Genomic DNA, 26,331 nt, shown 5'->3' on the forward strand with positions numbered 1-26,331 from the left:
ATGTGAAGAGGGACAGCCTATGGAGAAAAGGTTGTCCTTTTTCCCAACTAAGGATGTGTATAAGAAAGATACGGTATTGGCCTGCCAAACACTTAAAGATGAATTAGTTAGACTTGATAAAAGAGGGAGAAAATATGCGCATTTTGCTATTCGGCGGTTTCTTAGGATCAGGGAAAACGACAACTATTTTGCAAGTAGCCAAGTACATCACGGCAACATGCAACGAAACAGTGGCGATTATCGAAAATGAGATTGGTGAGGCTGGTATTGACGACAAACTGTTAGCCGACAGCGGGATCAAGGTAAAGCCGTTATTTGGCGGCTGTGTGTGCTGTCAGCTAACAAGTGATCTAGTCTGCGCGGTAAAAGAGATCCATGAGACAATTGCGCCCGACTGGCTGATCATTGAGATGACCGGTTTGGCCGTTCCCGCTAAAATCGTCAAATTGATTGACGAATATAGCGATTATTATAATGCTTTCAAGACAGTCACCCTTGTGGATATGGGACGCTGGCCGGAGCTAAAGGAAGTTATCGGACCGTTGGTTACCGGGCAGGTGGAGAAAGCCGATCTGATTATTATTAATAAAGCCGATATTGCCGGGGCTGACCGAGATGAAATCATTAACGATATCAAAATGATAGCCGGCAATGCGCCGGTATTGGTTGCCAGCGCCGCGGACAATTTGCCGCCGGCGGTAATAGAAGAGGTGATCCGTTGTGAATGATTTGACCGACGCAACGATTTTCAGCAAGTTTTATCCTATTATTTTTGAAAAAGCGGTTAGGAAGGCCGACTTGAAGCCAATGTTATCGGATTTAATCCAGTCAATCGGATCCCCTTTATCGCATAATGGCGTGATTGTGGGCCATATCAAACTAGTGGCCGAAATCTTAAATGAAGAATTTTTATTTTTGTCGCTTACCAGATTGGATCAGGGGGATGTAACAGTCTCTGCTAACTGGACAGACCAAGGTGATGATATCGTCGGAATGGTTTTAAAAATTAACGTTTTGGTTTTTGGCCACAGCAAGAATAATATTACTGAAGTTGTGGGTACAGCCCTTCGGGAGTTTAGTCCGAATAAGATTCATTCGCATATGGTTCCCATATAACTAAAGGCTGAATAATATGTAGAAGCCGCTGCCGCCGGCTTCTTTATTAATTTCTCTGAACAGGCGATATAGTAAGGTAAAATAAAGGAAATTAACTTTGAAGTGTGTAATTTTCTTAATGCTTAATATCTTTTTAATTTAGTCAGTAATACTATATTTGCTAATAGTATGGATTCTCTGATTATTATTGGAGGTAATGGCATGATTGCACTAACTGGTGGGAAAATCCTGACCATGTGCGGTAAAACTTTGGACAGGGGAACTATTTTAGTCCGAAATGGTAAAATACAAGCAGTTGGCAAAAATATCGATATTCCGGCTGAGTGCCGGGTAATTGACGCAGCCGGCAAGGTGATCACTCCCGGCTTAATCGATGCCCATACCCATTTAGGCGTTTACAGCGAAGGTATGGGGTGGGCCGGAGAAGACATCAATGAACGCAGCGAGCCGGTTACTCCCGCTATGGATGCTCTTGATGCCATCAATCCGGCGGAGATCGGACTTTGGGAAGCATACCGGGGCGGCGTTACAACCGTTATGGTAGCTCCCGGCAGTGCCAACCCCATCGGCGGTCAATGCGTTATTATTAAAACACCACAGAAAGCTACTGTGGAACAGATGCTGCTGAAACGGCACGCCGGACTTAAGATTGCATTTGGTGAAAATCCCAAGCGCAGCCACGGGGTAAATCACAAAAAAATGCCGGTCACTCGTATGGCGACGGCGGCTCTAATCCGTGAGACATTTTGGCAGGCCCGGCATTACATAGCCAGACAGGATGAAAAAGATTTTCAATACAATGTGGGTTTAGAAGCTGTAGCCAAAGTTTTGCGCCGGGAAATGCCGCTCCGGGCTCACGCCCATAGAGCGGATGATATTGTTACCGCCATACGAATCGCCAGGGAGTTCGACCTGGACATTATTATTGAGCACGGTACGGAAGCCTATCTTGTTGCCGACTTGCTGGCAGAGGCCAAAATTCCTGTAATTGTGGGGCCCACCTTATCTACCAGGTCCAAAGTGGAACTAAAAGATAAAACAATGGAATTGCCGGCCTTGTTATTCAATCAAGGGGTTACCTTTGCCATGATGAGCGATCATCCGGTTATCCCCAGCTGCTTCTTATCCGTATATGCCGGTCTGGCGGTGCGCTATGGTTTGCCCAAGGATCAAGCCCTAAGAATGATTACCTGCGATGCCGCCAAAATTTTAGGCCTCGCCGACCGTATCGGCAGTCTTGCTCCGGGTATGGACGCCGATTTGGTAGTATGGAGCGAAGATCCCATGCTTATTTCCGCCAGTCCCGAGATTGTTATGGTTGACGGACAAACTGGGGAATAAATTACACCGGCATATGAGATGATGCAAGAATTGAAACAATGGATAAAGAGACGGTAGCCTGGGTAATCATGATGCGGGGGCAACACTTTAGAGATAGAGGGCCTTTTATCGGCTCTCTTTTTATTTTGAAAAAAACCGGCCTTTTATTTCATAAAAGCAGGAATCTCGCTTTTTCGACAGTAATTTCTATATATAATAGCAGATTTTTTGTTAAATGGCATCTCGCAAGACATATTGTACAATCATCAACAAACCTGCAGGCTGCAGGGTATTATAGGATCTAAATAAAAAGAAATAGAGGTGCATTGTGTTCAAACTGACCGATTTACTTTACCATGAGAACATAGTTATCCAATGCCATGACAATCCGGATGCGGATGCAATAGCCTCCGGGTTCGCTCTTTACGAGTTTTTTAGGGAATACGGAAAAAAGGTCAGGCTGGTTTATAGCGGTCGCTTTCCTATTACAAAACCTAATTTGCTTGAAATGGTTATGGCCTTGAAAATTCCCGTTGATTATGTGGACGACCTTAATGTTGACGGACTGCTGATTACCGTTGATTGTCAGTATGGAGCGGGGAATGTGAAAAGATTCCCCGCCCAAAGCGTGGCCATTATTGACCATCACCAGCAGGAAATTTTTGACGTTAAAACAGTAAAAATCGACGCTTATTTGGGCAGTTGCGCCACTGTCGTTTGGAAACTTCTAAAAGATGCGGACTTTGACTTAAGCTCCAATATGCGGGTGACGACGGCTTTGTACTATGGTTTGCTTACCGATACGAATTACTTCGCTGAAATATACCATCCCCTTGACAAGGATATGAGAGACGGTCTGAATTACGATTACAATTTAATCCGGAAACTCAAGAATTCAAACCTGACGATGAGCGATATTGAAATAGCAGGAAAGGCGCTGCTGCAAAGCAGCCATCAATTGGAACAAAGTTTCGCCATCTTTAGAGCCGAGCCGTGTGACCCCAATATTCTTGGTTTTATCAGCGATATTGCACTCCAGGTACATACCATTGATGTATGTATAATCTACAATCAGCTTAGTGATGGAATAAAGTATTCGGTAAGAAGCTGCATCCGGGAAGTTATGGCTAATGAACTGGCAGCCTATCTGGCGGAAAATATTGGCTCAGGCGGCGGCCACGCGGAAAAGGCCGGCGGCTTTATCAGCCTGGCTAAATTTCACAATTTATATCCCGGCATTGATATTGACGCATATCTTTCCGACCGGATTGGGAAGTACTACGATAGTTATAACATCATCTACAGCAATGCTCATAACATAGAGATTTCCAATATGAGGAAATACAAAAAACGGGATATTGTTGTTGGCTATGCTCATTCGGTTGATGTATTTGCCACTGGAACCCCGCTCTTGATCCGGACTTTAGAAGGAGATATCAATACATTTTCAGCGGAAGACATCTATATTATGGTGGGAGTGAAAGGTGAGGTTTACCCGATTAAGAAGGAGAAGTTTGATAAAAGTTATAGAATGCTGGGGCAAAAGTATGATTTAGAAGCTGAATATGCGCCAACAATCAGAAATCGTCTCACCGGCGAAGTAGTCGAGCTGACAAAATTTTTAAAGTCTTGTGTCGCCACAGGCGATACTGCTGTCTACGCCGCTCCGCTGACAAAGAATACAAAGGTATTCACGGCTTGGGACGATCAGAAATACATGTCGGGTAAGGTTAATGATTACCTGGCAATCAGGCAGGATGATATTAACGATGTTTATATCATCGAAAACTCAATATTTCCCAGAACATATTCCCCGGAATGAGTATGAGTTAACCTGCATTAGCGATAGCGCTGATGCAGGTTTTTTTGTATAGACGATGATACCGTGGCAATGGCGTCGAGTGATCAAAGTCGCATATAGCCGGAGAATTTAGGCTGAAAACTTCCTCAGCCTATGCAAAAGGCAAATAAGCTGGAAATTTGGAGTATTTTCAAAGAATTTTCAAATAAATAACAAGAATTATGAAGGAAATTGACAAAAAATGTCGAATAAACTCTTCAAAAATATATTATACAGCTGTTAATTTTAGTTTTCCACATCAGTTGCTTTTGGGCTAAACGGCAGATAGCCAATTATTTGTTCCTCATGAAAGTTATAAATATCTGATATTGCAAATGAAAAGAAAGGAATGGCGATGGCAATGTCTTTATCGAATTTGCATCATTTTATTCTGGGGAAAATTACTATACTAGTTGTATTATCACTGCTGACGGTGTGTCTGCTTAATCCGCTTGAGGCAGCCGCCGGTAATGGAAGTGCAGTGGAAGGGGGCCGGATTGCCGCCGACTTGCCGGTGTCAGGCACAGCCCGGCAAAAATCCGAAGCAGCGGTGAATGTTCTGACGCAAAGCATTTCCCTGTTCCGGACAGAAGGAAAAAACGTCCTGGATGATATAACCCGGCAAATGGAACAAGACGAAACCGTTGGCGGGCAGTCCGCAGAAAATTTGCGGCAAGCTGTCGCGGAATCAGCCAATTCGTACAATGCCGCTTTGACCAAGCTGGAAAACCGTCTCAACAAGATCAAGAGCATGCAGGCCGGGATGACCGATGAAGGCAAGACTATGGTCAATTTGCTGGCCGAGATCAATGGCAGCGCCAATGATCTGGAACAAGGACTGAACGGTATGCTGGACAAAGTGGGGGAAGCCTACCAGCGGGCGTATTCCTTGAGCGCGGCGGCAGGGGCAACCCAAAGAGCCGAGTTCAGCAAAAAAGTCGTCCTGGACAAGTTTGCCGATGCCTTCCGCCAATTACGGGAGTTGAAACAGTCGATAACCGAATTGTTGCTGGAAATTGTCGAACAGGAACGGCAGATTTATCGACAGAAGAACATACAAGGCATTCCGCCAAAAGTGAAGGAAGTATTGGAACTGTGGTCGCAAGCGGATGAGAGTCCAGGTCTTGGATTTGATAATGACAAATTTAGTTTGAGTTTACTGAACACCCCGGTGGCAATCACGTCCTCCTGGAAACCGTTACAAATGCCTGCCCAAGAACAATTGGGCAATTACAGCTACACCGGCTGGGGGGGATGGACGAATCCCGCTCTTGCCAACAACAATACGGTCAACAATAATGCCGTGCAGAACCAGGCGGCAGTTCTCAAAAATATTGTTACGATAACACCCGCAAATGAAATTCCGGCCCAAGGGACGGCAACATACTCGGGAACAATTGCCGGCAGTTTTCACGACGGCGGAGTGACCGGCAACCTGACCGGCAGTGTCAGTTTAACGGCTTTCTTCGCCAACCGGATGTTGTCGGGAAACTACAGTTTGAACACCAGTTCGGGCAGCGTTTGGACCAACGGCAGCTTACGCGGCAGCTGGACAGTGGGCGGTACGGCGGTCAACGGCACCATTCGCAGCGCTAACGGCATGAACGGCACAGTTGCCGGCGCTTTTCACGGCAACGACGCGGCCCAATTTAACGGCAACTGGTCAATGAATGGCGCCGGCAAAACGGCCGACGGGGCGTTTGGCGCCAGTAAGCAATAAGAGGGGGAGCGGATATAAGTGAGCGGGAAAATTATTTTTGGGATATCGGGCGAATATGTGGAATATGGGGCAATAAATTCGGACGGTACTAACTACCGTACATTTATTAATTCGTCCGATCAAGTCAATTATTCAAATGAGATATCGCTGACGGCAGATGGCAATAAGGCGGTATTTGCCGATACCGACGACAACATCAAAATAATATCGACCGATGGAACGGGTACTGCTGTTGATCTTACCAACGATGATCCCACCAAGAAGTCAGCGTTTGCGGCAATCTCGCCCGACGGACTTAAAGTTGCTTACTATCAGGGTAATAAGCTGATGCTGATGGACAGCGACGGGACAACCTCAGATACGCCGGTCGAAATATTTACGGCGACAGAGCCCCTCCTGCTAGGAAAGGCTCCCAAGTGGTCGCCTGATGGCAACCGGATAGCGTTCTATGTTCAGCCGGGGGGGGAAGGAGCGGGTCTGTGGGTGGTCGACGCGGACGGAGAAAATCCGCTCCTTATACAAACTGTTAGTTCGGGGGACTCGTTGCAGAGTTTCGATTGGTCGCCGGACGGCGGCAAAATAGCTTTCTCTTATGGATCAGGCGGATTGAACGATATTTATGTGGCTAATGCAGACGGAAGCGAAAGTCCAACCGACTTAACAAACACCGAGGATGAGAGTGAATATGGCCCCGTATGGTCGCCTAATGGTGCGGACATTATGTATCATACGCATGATACTATCAGTATATACGATTCGCTTGCAGAAACACTATCCATAGAAGAAACCGTAAGTGGCGACAGTAGCATTGACAGTACTGACTGGTCACCGGATGGGGCTCAGATTGTATTTATTAAATCTACCTACGTGAGTCCGAATCCTGGTTATACTGAGCTATATGTTGAAAATGTTGGCCCTTCGGGTCCGGCAACGCCAATTTCGGGACTACCTTCTGGAGAGTATATGTATGGTGTACTGTGGGTTGACGGCAGTGTAATTCCTCCTACCCCTCCTCCTCCAGACCCCTCAGACGGGTCAACCGATACCCCGGATGCCCCGGTAGTGACTCCGCCTCCTCCTCCGCCGCCTCCGGTTCCTCCCATCTTTTCCATTACCGGCGCTGAAGGAAAGGAAGGGGATGTCCTGGCTTTCACCGTGACCAGAGGAGGCGGTACCGACACTGCCGTGTCGGTAGGCTATTCAACTGTAGACGGGACGGCGACAGCCGACGAAGATTATACGGCCCAGAGCGGGTTTGTAACCTTCGCCGCCGGCGAAACCTCCAAGACCATAGAAATACAGACCGTTGACAGTATCGGCATTGAGCCTACGGAAAACTTTGCTGTAAAATTATACCAACCCTCCGACGATGGAGCGATAGATGCAGATACTGCCACCGGCACTATCAAGGACAAGAACGGCAAGGCGCTGGACCTGTACATTTTGGAGGATGCTTCCTGCTCTTTCGCCGACGACATCGCTACCCTGGCGGGGAATGACAGTTCGTTCCAGTCATTATTCCAGGAGCTGCCGGGAATCAACGTAGGGGTAGGCTCCTTTGTCGACAAACCAATATTTCCCTTCGGCGAATATGACGATTATCTCTACCGGAATGAACTGTCCATGACGGCGGACAGCCAGAGCGTCGCAGCGGTGTTTGATAATCTGCAGGCCATGTGGGGTGACGACGAACCGGAAGGACAACTGGAGGCGCTGCTGCAGACTGCCAAGCACAGCGATGAACTTGGTTTTCGCCAGGACACCGTGCGCATGGTGGTCCTATGCACGGATGCCGGCTATCACCAAGCCGGCGATGGAAATGCCTGGGGACTTATCGTAGCCAATAACGGGGACGGAGTAGCCGACGCCAATGAGGACTATGCGTCTGTCGAGCAGTTAAAAAACGCTCTAACTGAGGCTGATATTTTCCCGGTATTTGCCATTGCCGGCGGCGATGCCAACTTGGCGTTGTACAACAACTTGGTGGCTCAACTGGGGATAGGCGCGGTGGTTAGTTTAAACAGTGACAGTTCGAACTTTTTCCAGGCGGTTCAGGCCGGCGTGCAGACTCATTATACCTATTCGCAGCAAGGCGGCGGTGTAGTAGGCTCGATTGTTTAAGCTGTGAGATGGTAATCAGGACTGACCGCTTGGGAAGGGGTGAAAGTTAGCTTATGCGGACACTGCATATCTTTATTTCCTCCCCCGGCGACGTGGGTCAGGAACGTTTGCTGGCGCAGCGGGTCATAGAACGGCTCAGCGGGGAATTCGCCGCCTTTTTCAAACTAGAGTGCTTCCTGTGGGAAAACCTGGCGGTGAAGGCTACATCCCATTTTCAGGATCAGATTGGCGACGATTTGTCGCAAGCGGATATTATGATCTGCATTATTTGGCAGCGGCTGGGCACTCAACTGCCGGGGCATTATGTCAAAGAAGACGGTACTCCTTATTTGTCCGGCACCGAATGGGAGTTTGAGACGGCTGCCAGGCTGTACCGGGAAACAGGCAAACCATTGTTTCTGGTATACCGGAAGACCAAGAAGCCTGACCCGGTTTATCTTGATGAACAAGACCGGCAGGAGCGGGAAAAGCAACGGCGGTTGGTGGCCGAGTTCTGGCGCACCCGCTTCGGGGATCATATCGAGGGTTTTAAAGCGGCCTACACCGGTTTTGAGACGGCGGAAGAGTTCGAGGAAAAACTGGAAGTTCATTTGCGGGACGTGATCAAAAAGCAAGTCCCTGATGTCTGGACCGAAGATCAGGAAGACGCCATTAGAACCAGCTGGTTTTCCGGATCGCCGTACCGGGGGCTGGAAACCTTCGAAGAGGAGCATGCCCCGGTATTTTTCGGCCGGACAAAAGCCGTGACCGAAATTAAGGACCTGCTTGTCCGGCAGGCGGCGGACGGCCGACCTTTTCTCATGATTTTTGGCGGCAGCGGCAGTGGCAAGTCTTCGGTGGTGCGGGCCGGGGTCATTCCCACTCTCACCCATCCCGGCGTTATTGAGGGCGTCGACTTATGGCGGCGCTGCATCTTCCGTCCCGGCGACGCCGGCGGCGATCCTTTTCGCGCTATGGCGCAAGCCTTAAATACGGCCAAAGGTCTGCCGGAATTATTTATTGACGGCAAAGATCCGGCTCAAGTCGCCGCGGAATTTGGCGACGACTCCGTCCAGGCTGAGAAGCTGCTGACGCAAGCCCTGGAAGCAGCAGCGGCGGCGATGGCCAAGCAGGAAGCCTTGGCGGCGCTGCCTGTGGCCAAACTTTTGGTAGTTATTGATCAGGCGGAGGAATTGTTTACGGCCGGGCCGGACGCAGCCGGCCGGCGGCGGTTTGTGCAGCTTGCAGCGCAGTTGGCTGCCGCCGGGCTGGTCTGGTTTTTGGGCACAATGCGCAGCGACTTTTATGCCCGCTGCGCCGAGATTCCGGAATTGGTGGAACTTAAGTCCGGTTCAGGCCAATATGATTTATTGCCGCCGTCCTTTTCGGAAATCGGTCAGATAATTCTCAAACCTACTTATGCCGCCGGGCTCCGGTTCGAAAAGAACGTTATGACCGGCCAGACTTTGGATGAAGTGCTGCATGAGGCTGCAGCCGCCAACCGGTCGGCTTTGCCGTTGCTGGAATTTACGCTGGCCGAGCTGTATAAACAGCGACAGGGCAACATCCTGACTTTCGCCGCTTATCACGACATGGGAGGAATGGAAGGGGCGCTGGCTCGCAACGCCGAAAGGGTGTTCGCTTCGCTGCCACCGGCGGTGCAAGCGGTTTTTCCCGATATTTTTCGCGCTATTACCACTATTGATGATCATGAAGACGAAAAGGTCAGCGGCCGGCGGGTCGATTTGGCAGTTATAACGATTAGCGGCGAACATAAGCAGTATGTGGATGCTTTTGTTCAAGCCCGTCTGCTGGTTGTGGGAACAGGCAGCGACGGCGCGGCTGCCGTCGGGGTGGCGCATGAGTCGCTGCTGCGATCCTGGCCCCGTGTGCAAGCCTGGCTGAATGAAGAAAAAGACTTTTTGCGGCTGCGCAACAGACTGCTGGAAGCAACCTTGCGCTGGCAGGAGGAAAATCGCCGGGACGAATATTTACTGCCGGCGGGCAAACCATTGAACGACGCCCGGGATGCCCTGAAGCGCTGTCCGGCCCACCTGGACGGGCCGATCGTGGCGTTTATCGAAGCTTCCTTAAATCTGGCCAAACGGCGGCGGCGCAACAGGCGACTGGCGGCGGTGGCGGCATGTGTGGCGCTGATCGGCGGTTTTTACGCCTTTATGGGAACCACCTGGGGTGAAAAGATGGTGGAACTGCGGCACGACATAGAGACCGTCATGGTTGGCGGCGTAGACATTTTAACCGCGGAAAAGTTTGGCTGGGTATCGGACCAATTGGCTTTTATCGACATTGACCATGAAACATATCTTAAATGGGGCAAGCCGGAACTTACACCCCGGGATAAACTGGCCGAACTGATTGAGATGCTGCACCGCAGCGGCGTTAAAGTTATCGCCCTGGATATATTTCTGGACGAGGCGGATTATCAGTTTCCGGACCGGGACGCCAGACTGCGGCAGGTGCTGCAGGCCATAAAAAACGATCCCAACGGACCCAAAATTATTTTTCCGGTCAAAATGTACAGCGACGGCATGCTGGGCACTAATATCTTCGACGATTTAATCGATAATCAGGATAAATTTTTCAAATCAGTTCCCTGGGCTACGGTGGCTTCTAATTACGACAACAAGATGCGTTTCTGGTATCCTTATGACATTTACACCCGGCCGGACGGGTCCGCCGCGACGGTGTGGGGTACGCCGCTCTTGGCGGCGGCGTTGGGCGGCAATGCGGCGGACCAGCTCCATACGTTGGGCCGGCAAATCGCTCTTGCGGCCGGCAACGGAAAAAACAGCAATCTGTACGCCGTTACTATGCACTTCGGCAATAAAGAAGTGAAAGCCAATTTTGCCGATAAAACACGGTATGAAAACCACCGGATCAAGTATTACCTGGTGCCGGAAGGCGTACTGCGCAAAGACGACCCGGGAAACTTGTTTCTAAAATCCTTCAAAGTCAGCGGCTTGGGCAAATACCTGTCGCCCCGGGGCGACGTCCCGCTGCTTAGAGGCAAGATTGTCGTTGTCGGCAACTCCAGCCCGGATAAACATGACAGTTATCCAACGCCGTTGGGGACTATGCCGGGAATGTATGTTCACGGCAATGTGATCAACAGCATTATTTTGGGACTGTAACTGTAACGGACGAAACGGATTTTAGGACAAATTGTACAAGGAGGTACTGCGCTGTGAGAAAAGCGACGGGAAAAACAATCAACAAGGCGGTTATGATACTGGGAATTATTCTCCTGACGGTTCTGTGTCCGGGACCGGCAGTGCTGGCTGCTATGCCGAGAGGCATAATTGCCGGCGACGTTGCCGGCAATGTTGTGATTTTACGGGATGGCCAGCAAATACCGGCCCAAAGGGGAGAAGCCTTATATGAAGGCGATATTTTGCAGGGTGACGGTGTAGACAGCCTGGCTATTGAATGGCATCCCTATACTCAGGCTCAGGCGGTAGGCAGCAATGAGCTAAAGGTAGTATATTCGCCGCCGGGAGCTCTTAATTTGGCCATATACAAAATGAAAGAGTTTTTCGGTTTTGTCGACGGCGAAATGCGGGCTCAATACGCCGCCACCAGAGGCCCGGTCGTATCGGCGCCGGCCGGGGAGGAGCGCTATCCTTTACCTGGCTATATGGCTACCCTTCTGCCCGGTCAACCGGTAACCTTTGCCTGGGGGGAAGCAAGAGGCAAAGCTTTGGTGGTTGAAACCAAAGACAAGCGAACTGTGTTTCGCAAAGAGGTAAGCGGACAAAAGAACCTGGAACTGACACCGGAAGAGATGGGCTTAACGCCGGGGCAGACCTACCTTTGGCGGGTGGAAGGTTTGTACGACACTTATAAGCTTATGCTTCTGGACAATGACACCGCCTCGCAAGTAACCGAAGGATTGCGCTCCATAGAAACAGGCGCCGGCACGGCTAACGACAAGCTGCTTAACAAAGCCATGTTCTTGCAATTTGCCAGCGAGTCCAGTCCGGACAAAGTGGATCTGTACTGGCTGAGCTACCGGTTTTTGAAAGCTGCCGGCGACGACGGCCGGCAAGAAATGAAAGAAAAAGCCGGGCACTTGCTGCGGCGGTTTGAGCAGCACCTGGACAGCACCCGCTGACATATAATGGATTTTTTATCGGAGGTAGCGAAGTGAAGGCAATGGTTCGGATTGTCCTGATTGTCATCGCGCTGTACTGCTGGCTGACGGTTCAGCCGGCTGCTGCCGCAGCCGGAGCCGGCGACACAGGGCAGCTAAAGGCGCGCGTGGAAGCGCAAATTGCCGCGCAGGGAGAGAATAACCCGGATGTATTGGCAGCCATGCTGGAATTGATAGCCGGTTATTGGCAGCAAGGGCGGCATGGGGAGTCGCTGCCCTGGTCGGAAAAGGCTCTGCGCTTGAGTCGGAATTTATTTGGGGAAAAACACGCTTTTACGCTAAGCTGCATGAGCGGGTTGGCTACCGACTACCGCAGTCTGGGCCGATATTCCGAAGCGCTGGCTCTGGATGAGAGGTTGCTGGTTTTGCGGCAGGAAGTATTGGGTGACAAGCATCCGGATACCTTGGCGGCCATGAGCAATTTGGCCAGCGACTACCGCCGCCTGGGCCGGTATGAGGATGCCCTTACGCTGGATGAAACAACTGTGAACCTGAAAACCGCCGTACTGGGAGCCAAACATCCGGAAACGCTGACCGGGATGAACAATCTGGCGGCCGATTATCGCAAGCTGGGCCGGTTTCAAGAAGCCATGCCTGTCGATAAACAGGCGCTGGCCACCCGCACGGAAATTCTGGGGGAAAAACATCCGGCGACTCTAGCCAGCTTAAACAACCTGGCAAGTGACTACTATGCCATGGGGTGGTATGGTGATGCGGCACCTTTGCAGGAAAAAGCCCTCAGGCTGAGTGCGGAAACATTGGGCGATAAGCATCCCGATTTCTTGGCTTGTCTGGCCAACCTGGCGCTCACATACCACAAAATGGGCCGCTATGCGGAAGCCTTGGCTTTGGAAGAAAAATCCGTGAAACTGCGGGCCGAGGTATTAGGGGAACAACACCCGGAAACCTTGATCAGCCTAAATAATATGGCGGCTGATTTTTATATTCAGGGACGCAATAACGAAGCGGCAGCCTATTTGCAGAAGTTAGTCGACGGGGTGGAAGAATTGCGGCGCAGCGGCGATCTGTCGCCGGAAAACCGGCAAGCTTTCTTCGCCCAATGGATACAATCTTACAAAAATTTTGCCCTGCTGGCCCTGGAGCAGAAAGATCAGACCAAAGCCTTTCACTTGGCGGAATTGACCAAGGCCCGGACGTTGCTGGAATTAACAGCCAACCGCCTGGCCGACGCCAGCGGCGTTCTGAGCCCGGATGAGTCAGCGCGTTTGGATGATTATCAGGTCCGCATCACCCGGTATAACGACTTGTTGGCCAATGTTCTGGATAAGGCCGTAGAACGAGCTCGCCTGGAAACCGAGAAAAACGACCTGCTGCGGGAATACGGACAATATCGGGCCAGTCTTATGGATAAATATCCCAAATACCGCCAACTCAATGAAGTCAACATTATGGAAGCGGCGGCCGCTCAAAGGCTGGTGCCGCCGCAAACCGTCATGATCAGCTATGTGCAGACCAGCGACAACAAAGTTATTGCCTTTGTATTGGATTCGGCTGCAGGCCTGAAAGGGGTGTCCCTGGGGGAAATTCCGCAATTGGATCAAATGGCGGCTACTTTCCGGGAGGTTTTGGCTACCCGGGATATCAACCAATTGCGGGAAAATGGCAAATATCTTTGGCGCCTGGCCGATGGGAGTTATATACTGACCGACAGCCCGCTCAAACCGGCGGAAAGCGCTGAACCGCTCAAAGACAACAAACAGCTGTACGCCTATGTCAGTCAGACTGCCAAGTATCTTGGCGACAAATTGTTAGCTCCCGTTGCCGCCGATATTCAGGGAAAACGGCAGTGGCTGATTTCGCCCGACGGCACTCTGAACCTGCTGCCGTTTGAAACTTTGTTCCTAAATGACCGGCAGGTGGTGCTTGACCATGACGTTAGTTATATCCAGTCCCTGTCTATGCTGGCTCTGCTGAAACAGCGCGGCGAAGAGGCAAGATGGGAGCAGTTTTCCGGCAAGGATCTATTTGCCATGGGGGCGGCTTATTACCAGGGACCCGGCAGTGCTTTGAACGGCAATACCCGTGTCCGGGGCGGATCTTTGCAGGATCTGCGTTCATCGGAGCCGGAACTGGACGCGCTGGCCGGACTTTTCAGCAGCGCTCGCTGCGCGGTCTATAAAAAAGGTGCGGCGACGGAGGCCAAACTGCTGGAACTTAACAAGAGCAAAGAACTTGCCCGGTATCGATATCTGCTCTTTTCCGTACACGGCTATTTTGACGCCGCCCAGCCGGATATGAATTCCATCGTGCTGGGACAGAAAGACTTGGCGCCCGGCACCGACGGCTTTGTAACAGTGACCAAGTGGCCGGGATATAGTCTGAACAGCGATTTGGTATACCTGTCCGCCTGTGAGACGGGGCGCGGCAAATTTGTTCCGGGGGAAGGCGTTCTTGGTCTTACCTATGTTCTCTATGTGGCAGGAAACAAGAATACAGTAGCAACTTTGTGGAAAACACTGGATGACGACAGCGCCGTTGAATTCAGCAAAAGCTTTTTCGCCAAATTGATGACCGGTCAGGATCAAGTCAGGGCATTGAACGAAACCAAGCGGGAATTTATCAGCGGCGGCCGTTACAGCTTGCCGGTATACTGGGCGCCTTTCGTTCTTTACGGCATATAACCCGGTCTCGACATGTACCGGGTCCGGAAACTGCACATTTGACCTTTCAGATCGATAAATTCATTGCGCCGAGATATTTCCGGCGGCGGTAGTAGGGGAGGAAATGTATATGAATCGAATACGGGCATCACAAATGATAATATTGACTGTGCTGCTCATGCTTTTCTGCGGGACAGGCAGTGCAGCCGTCCCGGTTACGGAAGGCGACGGGGCAGAGGCACAACAATTGGCCCGGTATGAAGCGCTGACAATTGCCAAACAAGCCGTCAGGCTAATGGAAGCCCAAAAATTTGCTGAAGCTTATACCATGCTGAAACAGCAGTATTCACAGCACGACGACGACAACAACCTGAATTTTTTATTGGGACAATGCGCTACCGCCTTAGGCAAACCGGCGGAAGCCATCGATTACTATAAGAAAATTCTGGTGGTGACGCCGGATCTTCCCCGAGTCCGGCTGGAGTTGGGCCGGGCTTTCGCCGCCGCCGGTCAGTACGCCGCCGCCAGGGTTGAATTTCAATCGGTGTTGGCTACAAAACCGCCGGCAGTAGTGGCGGAACACGTGAAGGCTTTCCTCGAACAGATGGACAGCCAAAAGAAACTGCAAATCAGAGCCTCCCTCGGTTATCTTTATGACAGCAATGTCAATGCGGGACCGGATGACATCATATATTACAACGGCTGGACAATAGATAACCGGAAACGTTCCGACCACGCTATTACCACCGGCCTGTTTTTGGATTATTTTGACCAAGTAGGACCGAAGCAGGCCTGGCAGACAGGATTTTCCTACTATCGCACGGGTTATGTAAATATGACGACTCAAAGTTGGGACGAGACCAACCTGCTCATAGGTCCGGTTTTCAAGCAGGGTAAAGAGACGATATCCATTCCCGCCGTAGCCAGATTTTCCGAAATCGGCGGTCAGCGGGACAGTTTTTCCTGGGGGATTGCGCCCCAACTGCAGTATGAACTGGCTAAAGACAGGATATTAACCGTTTCAACGGGGGTGATGCACCGGCGGTACTATTCAACTGCCGAACGCACAGGCAATGCTTACTCGGTAAATGTCGCCGAACGATGGTTGTTCGGCAATGCCGGCTTTTTGGAATTAGGCGTGGGTCATACTCGGGAAACGGCTGAAGCCGATCAATTTGCCAGCAGTTATAATACTGTGCGGCTTACTCATTATCGTCAATTGCCAAAAGGCTACGCTTTTGTTCTCCAACCAAGTTTCACCTGGTATGGATACCAGGGAACAGATCCCTACAGCGAAATGATCTTGCAGCAACCTGCCGGCCGCCGCGATCGTCAGAGCAGTTTGCTCATCAATTTTATCAAAACAGTCGGCGACTGGAATTATATATTGGGTTGCACGTTAACAGCCAATCATTCGAACATGGATATTTACCGCTATGACCGGACTCAACTCCAGTTTCAGGTATTTCGAAATTATTAGGGAAAAACAACTGCTTGAATAAAGCTGGTTCGCGTTTTCGTACATAATCTCTTTATTATTTTAACAAGAAATGGCAAATCTGCAGATTACCAAATTGTTGCAATAAAAATATGTCGGCACCTGTTCAACTGAGAACGGGTGCCGACACCTTATTGTGCACTTTTCTTATAACTGAGCATTTAAGAATAAAGGCAGAGTTATGTGAGAAATTTGGTCTTGCAGGGCTTCAATATCGTCAATATGCTTGTCTTCATCGTTAAGAATCTGCTCAAGAATCTCACGGGTAGCGAAGTCATTCAACTCGCCCGCCTGCTTAATAGCGGCGTTGTAATTCTTGATAGTTTTTTCTTCCGCGTCGTGGTCATACTCAAGCTGTTGCGGCACTTCCGCGCCGATATGTATGTCCGTCAGTTTTGAAACAATGGGTTGTCCTTCCAAAAACAAGATTCTGCCAATCAGTTTTTCCGCGTGTTTCATTTCATCAATGGCCCGTTTTTCAAAATGGTTGTGCAGTTTTTGGTAACCCCAGTCTGCAGCCATTTCGGCGTGTACGATATACTGATTAATTGCGCTCAATTCATCCGCAAGCAGTGCGTTTAGTGTGTCAATTATTTTCGGATCTCCCTTCATAAAAAAAACCCCTTCCATTTGTAAGATTTATTTACTTAATAATAAAATAACACTTTTTGGCGAAGAATGCAATTAGCATTAAGCATTAAAGTTTATTAATATTTAATATTAATAAATTTAGTAACCCCCTTTTTCTTTTTGCTCTGACTTAATGTTGGTGATATTTATTTCCATATGCTCTGGCAGAAAACGTATTACCTATGGTAGAATCAGAACATAATTTATTTATTGGACGGTGGTTAAATTGGCAATTATCCCAACTTTATCTGATGAGAGAATTGTTCGCGAATTGTTGGAGGCAATCCCCAAGATAGATTCTGTTCAGACTCTTACCCTTGAGAAGGATGCGGTTATAGCCGGCAGAACGTCATCCCATCAGGCGGATATTTACTGGGAATTTGCCGAGGGGGATATTGTATTTAAGACAGTGATTCAGGTCAGGAACTGGAATAGCCGGTTAGACCGCGCGGAGCTTTTTCAACTGGCGGCAAGCATTCAAGATATATCCGGATTAACTATTGGGGTCAAATTTACTCAGCCGGTTTACCAGAAAGATGTCAAGAAGATAGCTGCCGATGCCGGAATAATCCTGTATGAGATAAATGCTGCCGATCAGCCGTTATGGGAGCCTGTCGTCGATAATATCAATATTGATTTTGATGCTGAATGGGCCAGAGAAGAAAAGGAGCGGGTTGGGCTGGGGAATGAACTGATAGATTTCAGAGGCAGGCCCGGCCAATTATTCCTGTACAATGAGGCAGGCAATTGCATTGATTCCCTGCAAGGTGTTTTTGATCGATATGTCATCGGCAAACAGAAAGCGGGCAACAGGGAGCGGGAAAGCATTATTCATAATTTTGGCGAACCTACTTTTCTGCAGACAAATAACGAATTCATTCCGCATGTGAAGATTCATGGCGTTGCCTTCGATATTGCCTTTTATGATTTGAATGAGTTGCAGGGAGAGGACATGGCGAATTCAATATTAGACGCCATATTTAGCTATTATCGAAGCTGAGGATCAGGCAGAAACATTCAGAAACATTCAGAAACATTCAGAAACATTCAGAAACATTCAGAAACATTCTATGATGGTATGATGGATTGTTATTTTTCCATTTATACTTAGACAAGGATTGATTTATTTGTATTATTTTGGTAACATTATAAGTGTACTGGGAGGGATAACTTTGGAAAAAGAAGTTGTAAGCACAGCGGCCGCACCGGCGGCCATTGGTCCATATTCTCAGGCCATTAAGCTGGCTAATCTGGTATTCACATCAGGGCAAATTCCCCTTGACCCTGCAACCGGGACCATGATTGCCGGCGGCATCGAAGAACAGGCCCGGCGGGTAATGGAAAACATTAAGGCCGTTCTGGAAGCCGGCGGCTCATCTTTCGCCAAGGTGGTTAAGACTACGTGCTTCTTGAAAGACATGAACGACTTTGCAAAATTCAATACGGTATATCAGGAATATTTCGGTTCTGATGGCGCTCCGGCCCGTTCCTGCGTAGCCGTAGCCGAGCTGCCGAAAGGCGCGCTTTGCGAAGTTGAGGCAATTGCTTACATTGACTGAGTATTATCTCCACGGCGCGATCCACTTGAATGAATTTCCATGTAAAATTCATTCAAATTAGGGACAAACAGCCTATTGATTATTTATCGATAATTGCTACAATATATAAGTATAAACCGTAGTTGAGTTTACCAGGAGGGATGCATATGATGATCGGCGGAATTCGCATTGCAGCGCAGGAAGGTATCACCGAACAGGAAATCAGGGATATTTTGCATGAGGAAAAAGCCCTTTGGCAGGCCAAGGGCAGGCGGCTTGGAGAAGTAAGCCTGACGCTTGACGGTGATGAGATCATAGTGAAGGCGACAGAGCGGTCGCCGATAAAACGCATCCGGCGGATTACCGGCTACTTATCCACATCAGACCGGTTTAATGATGCCAAACAAGCGGAACTTTCACAGCGTATTGCCCACTCATAAAAAAATTATATTTAGAACCAAAGTCCAGTTCTGATTTTGTTTGGCACCTAATATACTATATATTGTTTAACCATTCAAGGAGGTGCAAATATGGGTGCCAACATGTTGATTCATACGCGTTGCGGGGGGGTCATGGAACCACCCGATGAGCAAGGAAACATCAAGTGCGCCAAGTGCGGCAAAGTTATATCCAGACGCATTTCGCGCAAGTAGCTTGCTTGTCAGCCGTTCGGCTTTAGCCGAACGGCTTTTGATTTTTTGCTGATTCATTGACTATACCGGATAATTTTGATAATGTTATAAATGCTATAAATAATGTTATAAATGCTGTTAGCAAGGGCGAATAATAGATAAGTTATAAAAGGGGTATGGCATGCTTCACGAATTTTCGCGAACTGAGTTGTTAATCGGCGCCGAGGCGCTAAAAAAGCTGGCAGCCAGCAAGATAGCCATATTCGGGATTGGCGGTGTAGGGACTTTCGCAGCCGAAGGATTGGTCCGGTCCGGCGTTGGAAAGTTTGTCTTAATTGATGATGATTGTATTTGCCTCACCAATATCAACCGGCAGCTGCATGCAACCCGCAAAACTGTCGGTAAACCGAAAGTCGAGGCTATGCGCGACAGAATTCTGGACATTAACCCTAAGGCGGAAGTGACGACATTTCAGAAATTTTACCTGCCGGAAACGGCGGCAGAGATAATTAGCGCTGATTATGACTACATCGTGGATGCCATTGATACGGTAACCGGCAAAATCGACCTGGTGGTAAAAGCCAAGGAAAGAAATATTCCCATCATCAGCGCTATGGGCGCCGGGAATAAATTAGATCCGACCCGGTTTGAAGTAGCCGATATTTTCAGCACTTCCGTTTGCCCCCTCGCCAAGGTTATGCGCAAGGAATTACGGGAGCGGGGGGTCACTTCCCTCAAAGTGGTATACTCCCGGGAGGAACCGGTTAAGCCGGTAGAGAGTGAGGAAACCAGCTGCGCAATGAGCTGCATCTGTCCCCAGGGCACTACCCGGAAATGCACTTCCCGGCGGCAAATACCGGGCAGTGTTGTTTTTGTCACGTCGGTTGCCGGGTTGATTATCGCCGGTGAAGTTGTTAAAGATATAATATCTAGACCACACTATTGATACATACTACAGTTGTAAAGAAATTGAGTTTGTTTCACGTGAAAAATTTGACCAGGCGGCAAACCTGTACCATTGGCGCGAACGAGTTAGTCAGCGCCCGCCAAAATGCGTTGTCCCTGATACTGGAACTGCATTATAAGCAAAGAGAATGGGAAATGAATAAAACAGTAACCTCTGGGCTTATTGTGCTATTGAGGTATCGAAAGAGTTCCTGATCCAAAAAGGTTGATTGAGTAAGATACAAAACGGAGGCCAAATCATGTTAACCAGCAATAGGGATGTATCCCAGTCCATGACTATAAAGCTTGACAGCCAGCTGCCGCCAATGCTGGAATTCGCTGCCGGCGTAAGACGCGCTCCCAATCGGGGATTTCGCTTGACCCAGGCCCAAACGGAAGTGGCGCTGAAAAACGCCCTGCGTTATGTGCCGGCCGAACTGCATGCCGTGTTGGCAGCGGAGTTTTTACAGGAACTTGTTGCCTATGGGCGGGTTTACGCCTACCGGTACCGGCCGGCAGGCAGAATATACGGCAAACCCGTTAGCGAATACCGGGGCCGGTGCCTGGAAGGCCAAGCCTTCCAGGTGATGATTGACAATAATCTGGATTTCGACATTGCCCTTTATCCCTATGAACTGGTTACCTATGGGGAAACCGGCCAGGTATGCCAAAACTGGCTGCAGTACCGCTTGATCAAAAAATACCTGGAAGTCATGACCGACAGGCAGACCCTGGTGGTTGAATCCGGCCATCCCCTGGGATTGTTTCCCTCCCGGCCGGACGCTCCCAGAGTCATTATTACCAATGCATTAATGATCGGCATGTTTGACAACCAGGACAACTGGGAAATCGCCGAACAAATGGGAGTTGCCAACTACGGGCAGATGACTGCCGGCGGCTGGATGTATATTGGCCCCCAAGGAATTGTGCATGGCACTTTTAACACTCTCCTCACAGCAGGCCGGAAAAAACTTGGCGTACCCGGTGACGGCGACCTGAAAGGCAAGCTGTTCGTAAGTTCGGGACTTGGCGGCATGAGCGGCGCTCAGCCCAAAGCCGTCGAAATCGCCAACGGCATCGGCATTATTGCCGAAGTGGATTATTCCCGCATCCAAACCCGCTACGATCAGGGGTGGGTGGGTAAAATCAGCGGCAATCTGACTGAGATTTTCCAGTTGGCGGATGAACACAAGAAAAACGGCCAATCCATTTCCATTGCCTATCACGGCAATATTGTGGATCTGTTGGCGTACGCCGTCAAAAACAATCTCCCTATCGATTTGCTGTCGGATCAGACTTCCTGCCATGCGGCTTATGACGGCGGCTATTGTCCGCAGGGGATTACCTTTGACGAAAGAACCCGGCTGCTAGCCGGCGACCGGGAGCAATTCAAAGGACTTGTCAACAAAAGCTTGCGCCGGCATTTTGAGCTGATTAAAACCTTGACAGAGCGGGGAACCTATTTCTTTGACTATGGAAACTCATTTATGAAAGCAGTATATGATGCCGGTGTCCGGGAAATATCCAAAAATGGCATTGATGAAAAAGACGGCTTTATTTTTCCTTCATATGTGGAGGATATTATGGGGCCGGAACTCTTTGACTACGGCTACGGACCTTTCCGGTGGGTATGTCTCAGCGGCCGGGAGGAGGACCTCATCAAAACCGACCGGGCGGCTATGGCCTGCATCAACCCTGACCGCAGGGGCCAAGACCGGGATAACTACATCTGGATCCGGGACGCGCAAAAGAACAAGCTGGTTGTCGGCACCAAGGCCAGAATCCTGTACCAGGACGCTGAAGGACGGCAAAACATCGCCCTTAAGTTTAACGCCATGGTTAAAAGCGGCGAAATCGGCCCGGTAATGCTGGGCCGGGACCATCATGACGTAAGCGGAACCGATTCCCCTTTCCGGGAAACAGCCAATATTAAAGACGGCAGCAACGTCATGGCTGACATGGCCGCCCAATGCTTTGCCGGCAACGCCGCCCGCGGCATGAGCCTTGTCGCCCTCCATAACGGCGGGGGAGTGGGTATCGGCAAAGCCGTCAACGGCGGCTTCGGCCTGGTTCTTGACGGCAGCCCCCGCGTAGATGACATTATCAAATCAGCAATGCTATGGGACGTAATGGGCGGAGTGGCCCGTCGCTCCTGGGCACGCAATCCCAACTCCATCACAACCTGCATACAATTCAATAAAGCCTACGCAGCCTCAGCCCATATCACCCTACCTTACATCCCGGAGGAAGATCTTATAAAAAAACTAGTTAATCAAGTCTTCTCTAATCCATAGAAGCCGCTCACTCATCAACTGCCACGAACTGCTTAGAAATAGTCAGATACCGTTGCATATGAAAAAAACTTATTGAATATCAACTTGATAATCATTTATGATCAATCATAGTCAGACCGTCTAGGCGCGACGAGAACCGGAACGGAGGCGTACTGGCAAGTACGTTGGAGTGAGGATCGCAGGAGCAACGACGCAGATGGCTGTTTATAAGCAGTTCCCAACTAAAAGGAGAAATAATATGGCGAAATTGGTTGAATGCGTTCCCAACTTCAGCGAAGGCATACGGCAAGAGGTAATAGACGCACTGGCGGCCGCTGTCCGCTCCGTACCCGGCGTTATCCTGCTGGATTACTCGGCCGATCCCAATCATAACCGCAGTGTTTTCACCCTCATGGGTACGCCGGCTGAAGCAGGGGAGGCAGCTTTTTTGGCAGCCAAAAAGGCCGTTGAGTTGATTGACTTGACTAAGCACAGAGGGGAACACCCCCGTATGGGCGCTGTGGACGTAATCCCGTTTGTGCCGGTTAGCAATATTACCATGGAGGAATGTGTGGCCCTTTCCCGCCAGGTAGCCCAGAAAATTGCCGCTGAGCTGGGTATTCCCGCCATTCTTTATGAAGAATCAGCCTCTGCCCCCCATAGAAAAAATCTGGCCGATATCCGGCGGGGAGAGTTTGAGGGCTTGGCCGATAAACTTAAGCAGCCCCAATGGCAGCCGGACTACGGTCAACCTGTGGCCCACCCCACCGCCGGCGCGGTAGCCGTTGGCGCCCGCATGCCTTTGGTTGCCTACAATATTAATCTTAATACTTCTGATTTAAATATCGCTAATTCCATTGCCAAGATCATCCGGGAAAAGAGCGGCGGACTTAAATATGTCAAATCCATTGGCGTTATGCTGGAAGAACGCAATATCGCCCAGGTATCCATTAATATGACCAACTATGAACAAACTCCCCTTTACCGGGTATTTGAACTGGTCAAAGTGGAAGCGCGGCGTTACGGGGTCAGCATTCTCGGCAGCGAGATTGTGGGTCTTGCCCCGATGAACGCTTTGGTGGATTCAGCCCGGTATTACCTCCAATTGGAGAACTTCGACGCCGGGAAACAAGTACTGGAGAACTGCCTGCTGCCCGGAAACAGTGATGAATAGTACGAGGTGCATGGATGAAAACGGTTGTCAAAAATATCGGCCTGTTAGCCACTCCCCTCGGCAATAAGGCCCGCAGGGGAAAAGAGCAGGGGCGGATATCCCTTGTGCCCAACACCTATATTGTTGCCTGCGACGGATATATCGCAGCGGTGGGCGGCAGCAACGCAACTTTTGCAGGCGCTGTTGATGACGCCACCCGGATCATTGACGCCCAGGGGGCGTTAGTGACTCCCGGTCTGGTAGATTGCCATACCCATCTGGTTTTTTCCGGCTGGCGGCAGCGGGAACTGCCGCTGAAGCTGCAGGGACTAAGCTATTTGGATATCCTGCGGCAAGGCGGCGGCATACTCTATACTGTAAACCGGACGCGGCAGGCGACACTGGCCCAATTGATGGAAAGCGGCCGCCGGTCTTTGGATATTATGCTGGCGCACGGGACCACCACCTGCGAGGTGAAAAGCGGCTACGGCTTAAACCTGGAGGATGAAATCAAATCTTTGCGGGCTATCGGTGAACTGAATAAAATTCACCCGCTCGACCTGGTTCCCACCTTCATGGGGGCTCATGCCATACCGAACGAATACCGGCACCGCAAGTCCGACTATGTGAAACTTATCTGCGAGGCAATGATTCCGGCAGTAGCCGGACAAAATCTGGCCGAGTTTTGCGATGTATTCTGTGAAGATGGCGTGTTTACCGTCGACGAGTCCCGGGCAATATTAGAATGCGGCGCCAGGCATGGCTTGCTGCCTAAAATTCACGCCGATGAGATCACTGCGTCGGGGGGCGCCGGTCTCGCCGGCGAATTACAGGCTGTTTCCGCCGAACATTTAATCCACGCCGATGATAAAGGACTCGTCATGATGGCCCAAAATGGAACCATCGCCGTTCTTCTGCCGGGAACGTCATTTTATCTGGGAGAAAGCTTCGCCAGGGCCGGAAAAATGATCGAACTCAACCTGCCGGTAGCAGTAGCGACCGATTTTAATCCCGGTTCCTGCCCCACCGAGTCTTTACAGCTGCCGATGAACATTGCCTGCCTCAAATACAGGTTAACCCCGGCCGAGGTTTTAACGGCGGTTACCCTGAACGCCGCCGCCGCCATCCACCGGGCTGACGCCATAGGCAGCATTGAACCGGGCAAACAGGCCGACCTGGTAATCTGGAATGCCGCCGACCTGGAATACATTTTCTATCACTGGGGAATCAATTTAGTCCGCTCAGTGGTGAAGAGGGGTAAGCCCGTAAGCCTTGCCAAAATATAACAGTTATAATTTTTTGAATTTAACTGAGGCTATTGCTGTCTTCCAGATAATGTGTTATAGTATATTTAATTTCATATTTGTATACAGCAAAGAGGCTATAAGTATCTGCTTATAGCCTCTTTCTGTCTTATATCCTGTATCTTACTCACGAATAACTAAATTGCGATAAATGGCGGAAGCAAATATCTATTGAGTAGGAGGCGGCTGAGAAGATATGCCGGACCAAGCCTGTAAACATCCCTGTTATTCTTACGGGGCCCATTTAAAATATGCCAGGATGCATCTGCCGGTTGCGCCACAATGTAATATGCGCTGCAATTATTGCAATACTAAATTTGACTGTATCCATGAAAACAGACCGGGAGTGACCAGTCAGATCTTGTCGCCGGCTCAGGCCCGGCAGAAGTTTGCCCTGGTGAAGGAAAAAATCAGCAATTTGAGTGTAGTAGGCGTCGCCGGTCCGGGAGAGCCGCTTGCCAACTGGGAAGAGACCCGGGAAACAATTGCCCTGATCAAAGAAATGGACCCGGAAATTATTTTTTGTCTCTCCACCAATGGCCTGTTGCTGCCGGATTATGCCGATGAGATCCTACGGTTAGGAGTCAAATATATAACAGTTACCGTAAACGCGGTTGACCCGGAAGTCGGTGCCCAAATCCATGGATTGGTTCGCTATCAGGACCAACGGTTGCACGGCGTAGAGGGAGCAACCCTGCTGATCAATAATCAACTGGCGGGAATTGCCCGTCTTGTCCGCGCCGGCGTAGAAATCAAAGTTAACACGGTGATGATCAAGGTGGTAAACGACTGGCATATCCCTGAGATTGTGAAACAGCTTCGGGCCGGGGGCGCAGGCCTCATCAATATTATACCGCATATCCCTATATTGGGAAGCGTCTTCTATGGTCTGCCCCAGACCACGATGAAAGACGTCGCCGCCATGCGGGAAGTGTGCGGCGGGCAACAAATGACCCATTGTCAGTTGTGCCGTGCCGACGCTGTCGGACTTATCGGCGAAGACCGGATGAGTGAATTTATGGACCAGACCTATGATTTAGAGCCTCCCAGACCCAAAGCCACCAAGCGGAAACGTTACAAAATTGCCGTTACTACCCAACAGGGCGAATTTGTCGACCAGCATTTCGATGAGGCCGGTGAACTACGGATCTACATTGGCGATGGCATTCATTTCAATCTGGTGGATGAACGTAAACAGGACAAACACTGTTTAGGCGCGGGCGCCAGCGAAGGTACGCGCCGGGCTGAGATGATCAAAGCTGTGGCTGACTGCGACGCTGTTTTAACCATGGGTATCGGTTATCAAACGCAAAAGCGGCTATTAAAAAAAGGAATTATGAGTGTGGAATATTGTCATACGGTTGAGACAGGACTGGGCTACACGGTGGAGCAGCTTAACCTGCGTAAGGACCGTGGCAATATGAAGAAAGGGAAAACCACGGCCTAATATTTGGGCCGTGGTTTTCCCTT

Annotated in this window: 20 protein-coding genes; 18 read left to right on the plus strand and 2 right to left on the minus strand. The window is 49.9% G+C overall.

From position 1 onward, the window contains the following. The first annotated feature begins 134 nt into the window (after window positions 1–134). From MAMMFC1_RS08745 to MAMMFC1_RS08790, 10 genes are all read left to right on the plus strand, one after another. Window positions 135–728, plus strand: a complete 594-nt coding sequence (locus MAMMFC1_RS08745) for a GTP-binding protein (protein WP_126308174.1) — start codon at window positions 135–137, stop codon at window positions 726–728. Then, window positions 721–1,116 (plus strand): hypothetical protein, encoded by a 396-nt coding sequence (locus MAMMFC1_RS08750; RefSeq protein WP_126308175.1) that lies wholly within the window; start codon window positions 721–723, stop codon window positions 1,114–1,116. The genes MAMMFC1_RS08745 and MAMMFC1_RS08750 overlap by 8 nt, the downstream gene beginning before the upstream one ends. 201 nt (window positions 1,117–1,317) lie before the next feature. Continuing rightward, window positions 1,318–2,457, plus strand: a complete 1,140-nt coding sequence (locus MAMMFC1_RS08755) for an amidohydrolase (protein WP_126308176.1) — start codon at window positions 1,318–1,320, stop codon at window positions 2,455–2,457. Between the two features lie 307 nt (window positions 2,458–2,764). Then, window positions 2,765–4,258 (plus strand): DHH family phosphoesterase, encoded by a 1,494-nt coding sequence (locus MAMMFC1_RS08760; protein ID WP_126308177.1) that lies wholly within the window; start codon window positions 2,765–2,767, stop codon window positions 4,256–4,258. Window positions 4,259–4,625: 367 nt separating this feature from the next. Further along, complete coding sequence (locus tag MAMMFC1_RS08765) at window positions 4,626–5,996, plus strand: HupA family protein (protein ID WP_145987628.1); 1,371 nt, start codon at window positions 4,626–4,628, stop codon at window positions 5,994–5,996. Between the two features lie 18 nt (window positions 5,997–6,014). Beyond that, complete coding sequence (locus MAMMFC1_RS08770; RefSeq protein WP_126308179.1) at window positions 6,015–8,117, plus strand: Calx-beta domain-containing protein; 2,103 nt, start codon at window positions 6,015–6,017, stop codon at window positions 8,115–8,117. Window positions 8,118–8,170: 53 nt separating this feature from the next. Beyond that, on the plus strand, window positions 8,171–11,248 hold the full coding sequence (locus tag MAMMFC1_RS08775) for a CHASE2 domain-containing protein (RefSeq protein WP_126308180.1): 3,078 nt from the start codon (window positions 8,171–8,173) through the stop codon (window positions 11,246–11,248). 53 nt (window positions 11,249–11,301) lie between these two features. After that, window positions 11,302–12,228 (plus strand): hypothetical protein, encoded by a 927-nt coding sequence (locus MAMMFC1_RS08780; RefSeq protein ID WP_126308181.1) that lies wholly within the window; start codon window positions 11,302–11,304, stop codon window positions 12,226–12,228. A gap of 41 nt (window positions 12,229–12,269) precedes the next feature. Further along, on the plus strand, window positions 12,270–14,909 hold the full coding sequence (locus MAMMFC1_RS08785) for a CHAT domain-containing protein (RefSeq protein ID WP_232035802.1): 2,640 nt from the start codon (window positions 12,270–12,272) through the stop codon (window positions 14,907–14,909). A gap of 109 nt (window positions 14,910–15,018) precedes the next feature. Then, window positions 15,019–16,368 (plus strand): surface lipoprotein assembly modifier, encoded by a 1,350-nt coding sequence (locus tag MAMMFC1_RS08790; RefSeq protein WP_158618712.1) that lies wholly within the window; start codon window positions 15,019–15,021, stop codon window positions 16,366–16,368. A 165-nt stretch (window positions 16,369–16,533) separates the two neighbouring features. On the opposite strand, the gene bfr is transcribed toward MAMMFC1_RS08790, so the two are convergent. Next, window positions 16,534–16,998, minus strand: coding sequence for a bacterioferritin (gene bfr / locus MAMMFC1_RS08795; protein ID WP_126308184.1), 465 nt, complete (start codon window positions 16,996–16,998; stop codon window positions 16,534–16,536). Between the two features lie 244 nt (window positions 16,999–17,242). Between bfr and MAMMFC1_RS08800 the strand changes: the two genes are divergently transcribed. From MAMMFC1_RS08800 to nrdD, 3 genes are all read left to right on the plus strand, one after another. Further along, a complete protein-coding gene (locus tag MAMMFC1_RS08800; protein WP_126308185.1) occupies window positions 17,243–18,016 on the plus strand; it encodes a hypothetical protein in 774 nt (257 codons plus the stop codon). A gap of 172 nt (window positions 18,017–18,188) precedes the next feature. Next, entirely contained in the window at window positions 18,189–18,575 is a 387-nt protein-coding gene (locus MAMMFC1_RS08805) for a RidA family protein (RefSeq protein WP_126308186.1), read from the plus strand. Between the two features lie 146 nt (window positions 18,576–18,721). Then, entirely contained in the window at window positions 18,722–18,994 is a 273-nt protein-coding gene (nrdD, locus tag MAMMFC1_RS08810; RefSeq protein WP_126308187.1) for an anaerobic ribonucleoside-triphosphate reductase, read from the plus strand. A 66-nt stretch (window positions 18,995–19,060) separates the two neighbouring features. On the opposite strand, the gene MAMMFC1_RS21150 is transcribed toward nrdD, so the two are convergent. Next, a complete protein-coding gene (locus MAMMFC1_RS21150) occupies window positions 19,061–19,264 on the minus strand; it encodes a hypothetical protein (protein WP_145987629.1) in 204 nt (67 codons plus the stop codon). A gap of 103 nt (window positions 19,265–19,367) precedes the next feature. Between MAMMFC1_RS21150 and MAMMFC1_RS08815 the strand changes: the two genes are divergently transcribed. From MAMMFC1_RS08815 to MAMMFC1_RS08835, 5 genes are all read left to right on the plus strand, one after another. Beyond that, entirely contained in the window at window positions 19,368–20,132 is a 765-nt protein-coding gene (locus MAMMFC1_RS08815; protein ID WP_126308188.1) for a tRNA threonylcarbamoyladenosine dehydratase, read from the plus strand. A gap of 259 nt (window positions 20,133–20,391) precedes the next feature. Continuing rightward, a complete protein-coding gene (locus tag MAMMFC1_RS08820) occupies window positions 20,392–22,425 on the plus strand; it encodes a urocanate hydratase (protein ID WP_126308189.1) in 2,034 nt (677 codons plus the stop codon). 238 nt (window positions 22,426–22,663) lie between these two features. Beyond that, window positions 22,664–23,578 carry a glutamate formimidoyltransferase gene (gene ftcD / locus MAMMFC1_RS08825; protein WP_126308190.1) on the plus strand — a complete coding sequence of 305 codons (915 nt, stop codon included), beginning with the start codon at window positions 22,664–22,666 and terminating at the stop codon, window positions 23,576–23,578. 14 nt (window positions 23,579–23,592) lie between these two features. Beyond that, window positions 23,593–24,843: an imidazolonepropionase gene (gene hutI, locus MAMMFC1_RS08830; protein WP_126308191.1), complete on the plus strand. Its 1,251-nt coding sequence runs from the start codon at window positions 23,593–23,595 to the stop codon at window positions 24,841–24,843. 214 nt (window positions 24,844–25,057) lie between these two features. Next, window positions 25,058–26,308, plus strand: coding sequence for a radical SAM protein (locus tag MAMMFC1_RS08835; RefSeq protein WP_126308192.1), 1,251 nt, complete (start codon window positions 25,058–25,060; stop codon window positions 26,306–26,308). The last annotated feature ends 23 nt before the right edge of the window (window positions 26,309–26,331 follow it).

The organism is Methylomusa anaerophila (assembly GCF_003966895.1).
Lineage (GTDB): Bacteria > Bacillota > Negativicutes > Sporomusales > Sporomusaceae > Methylomusa > Methylomusa anaerophila.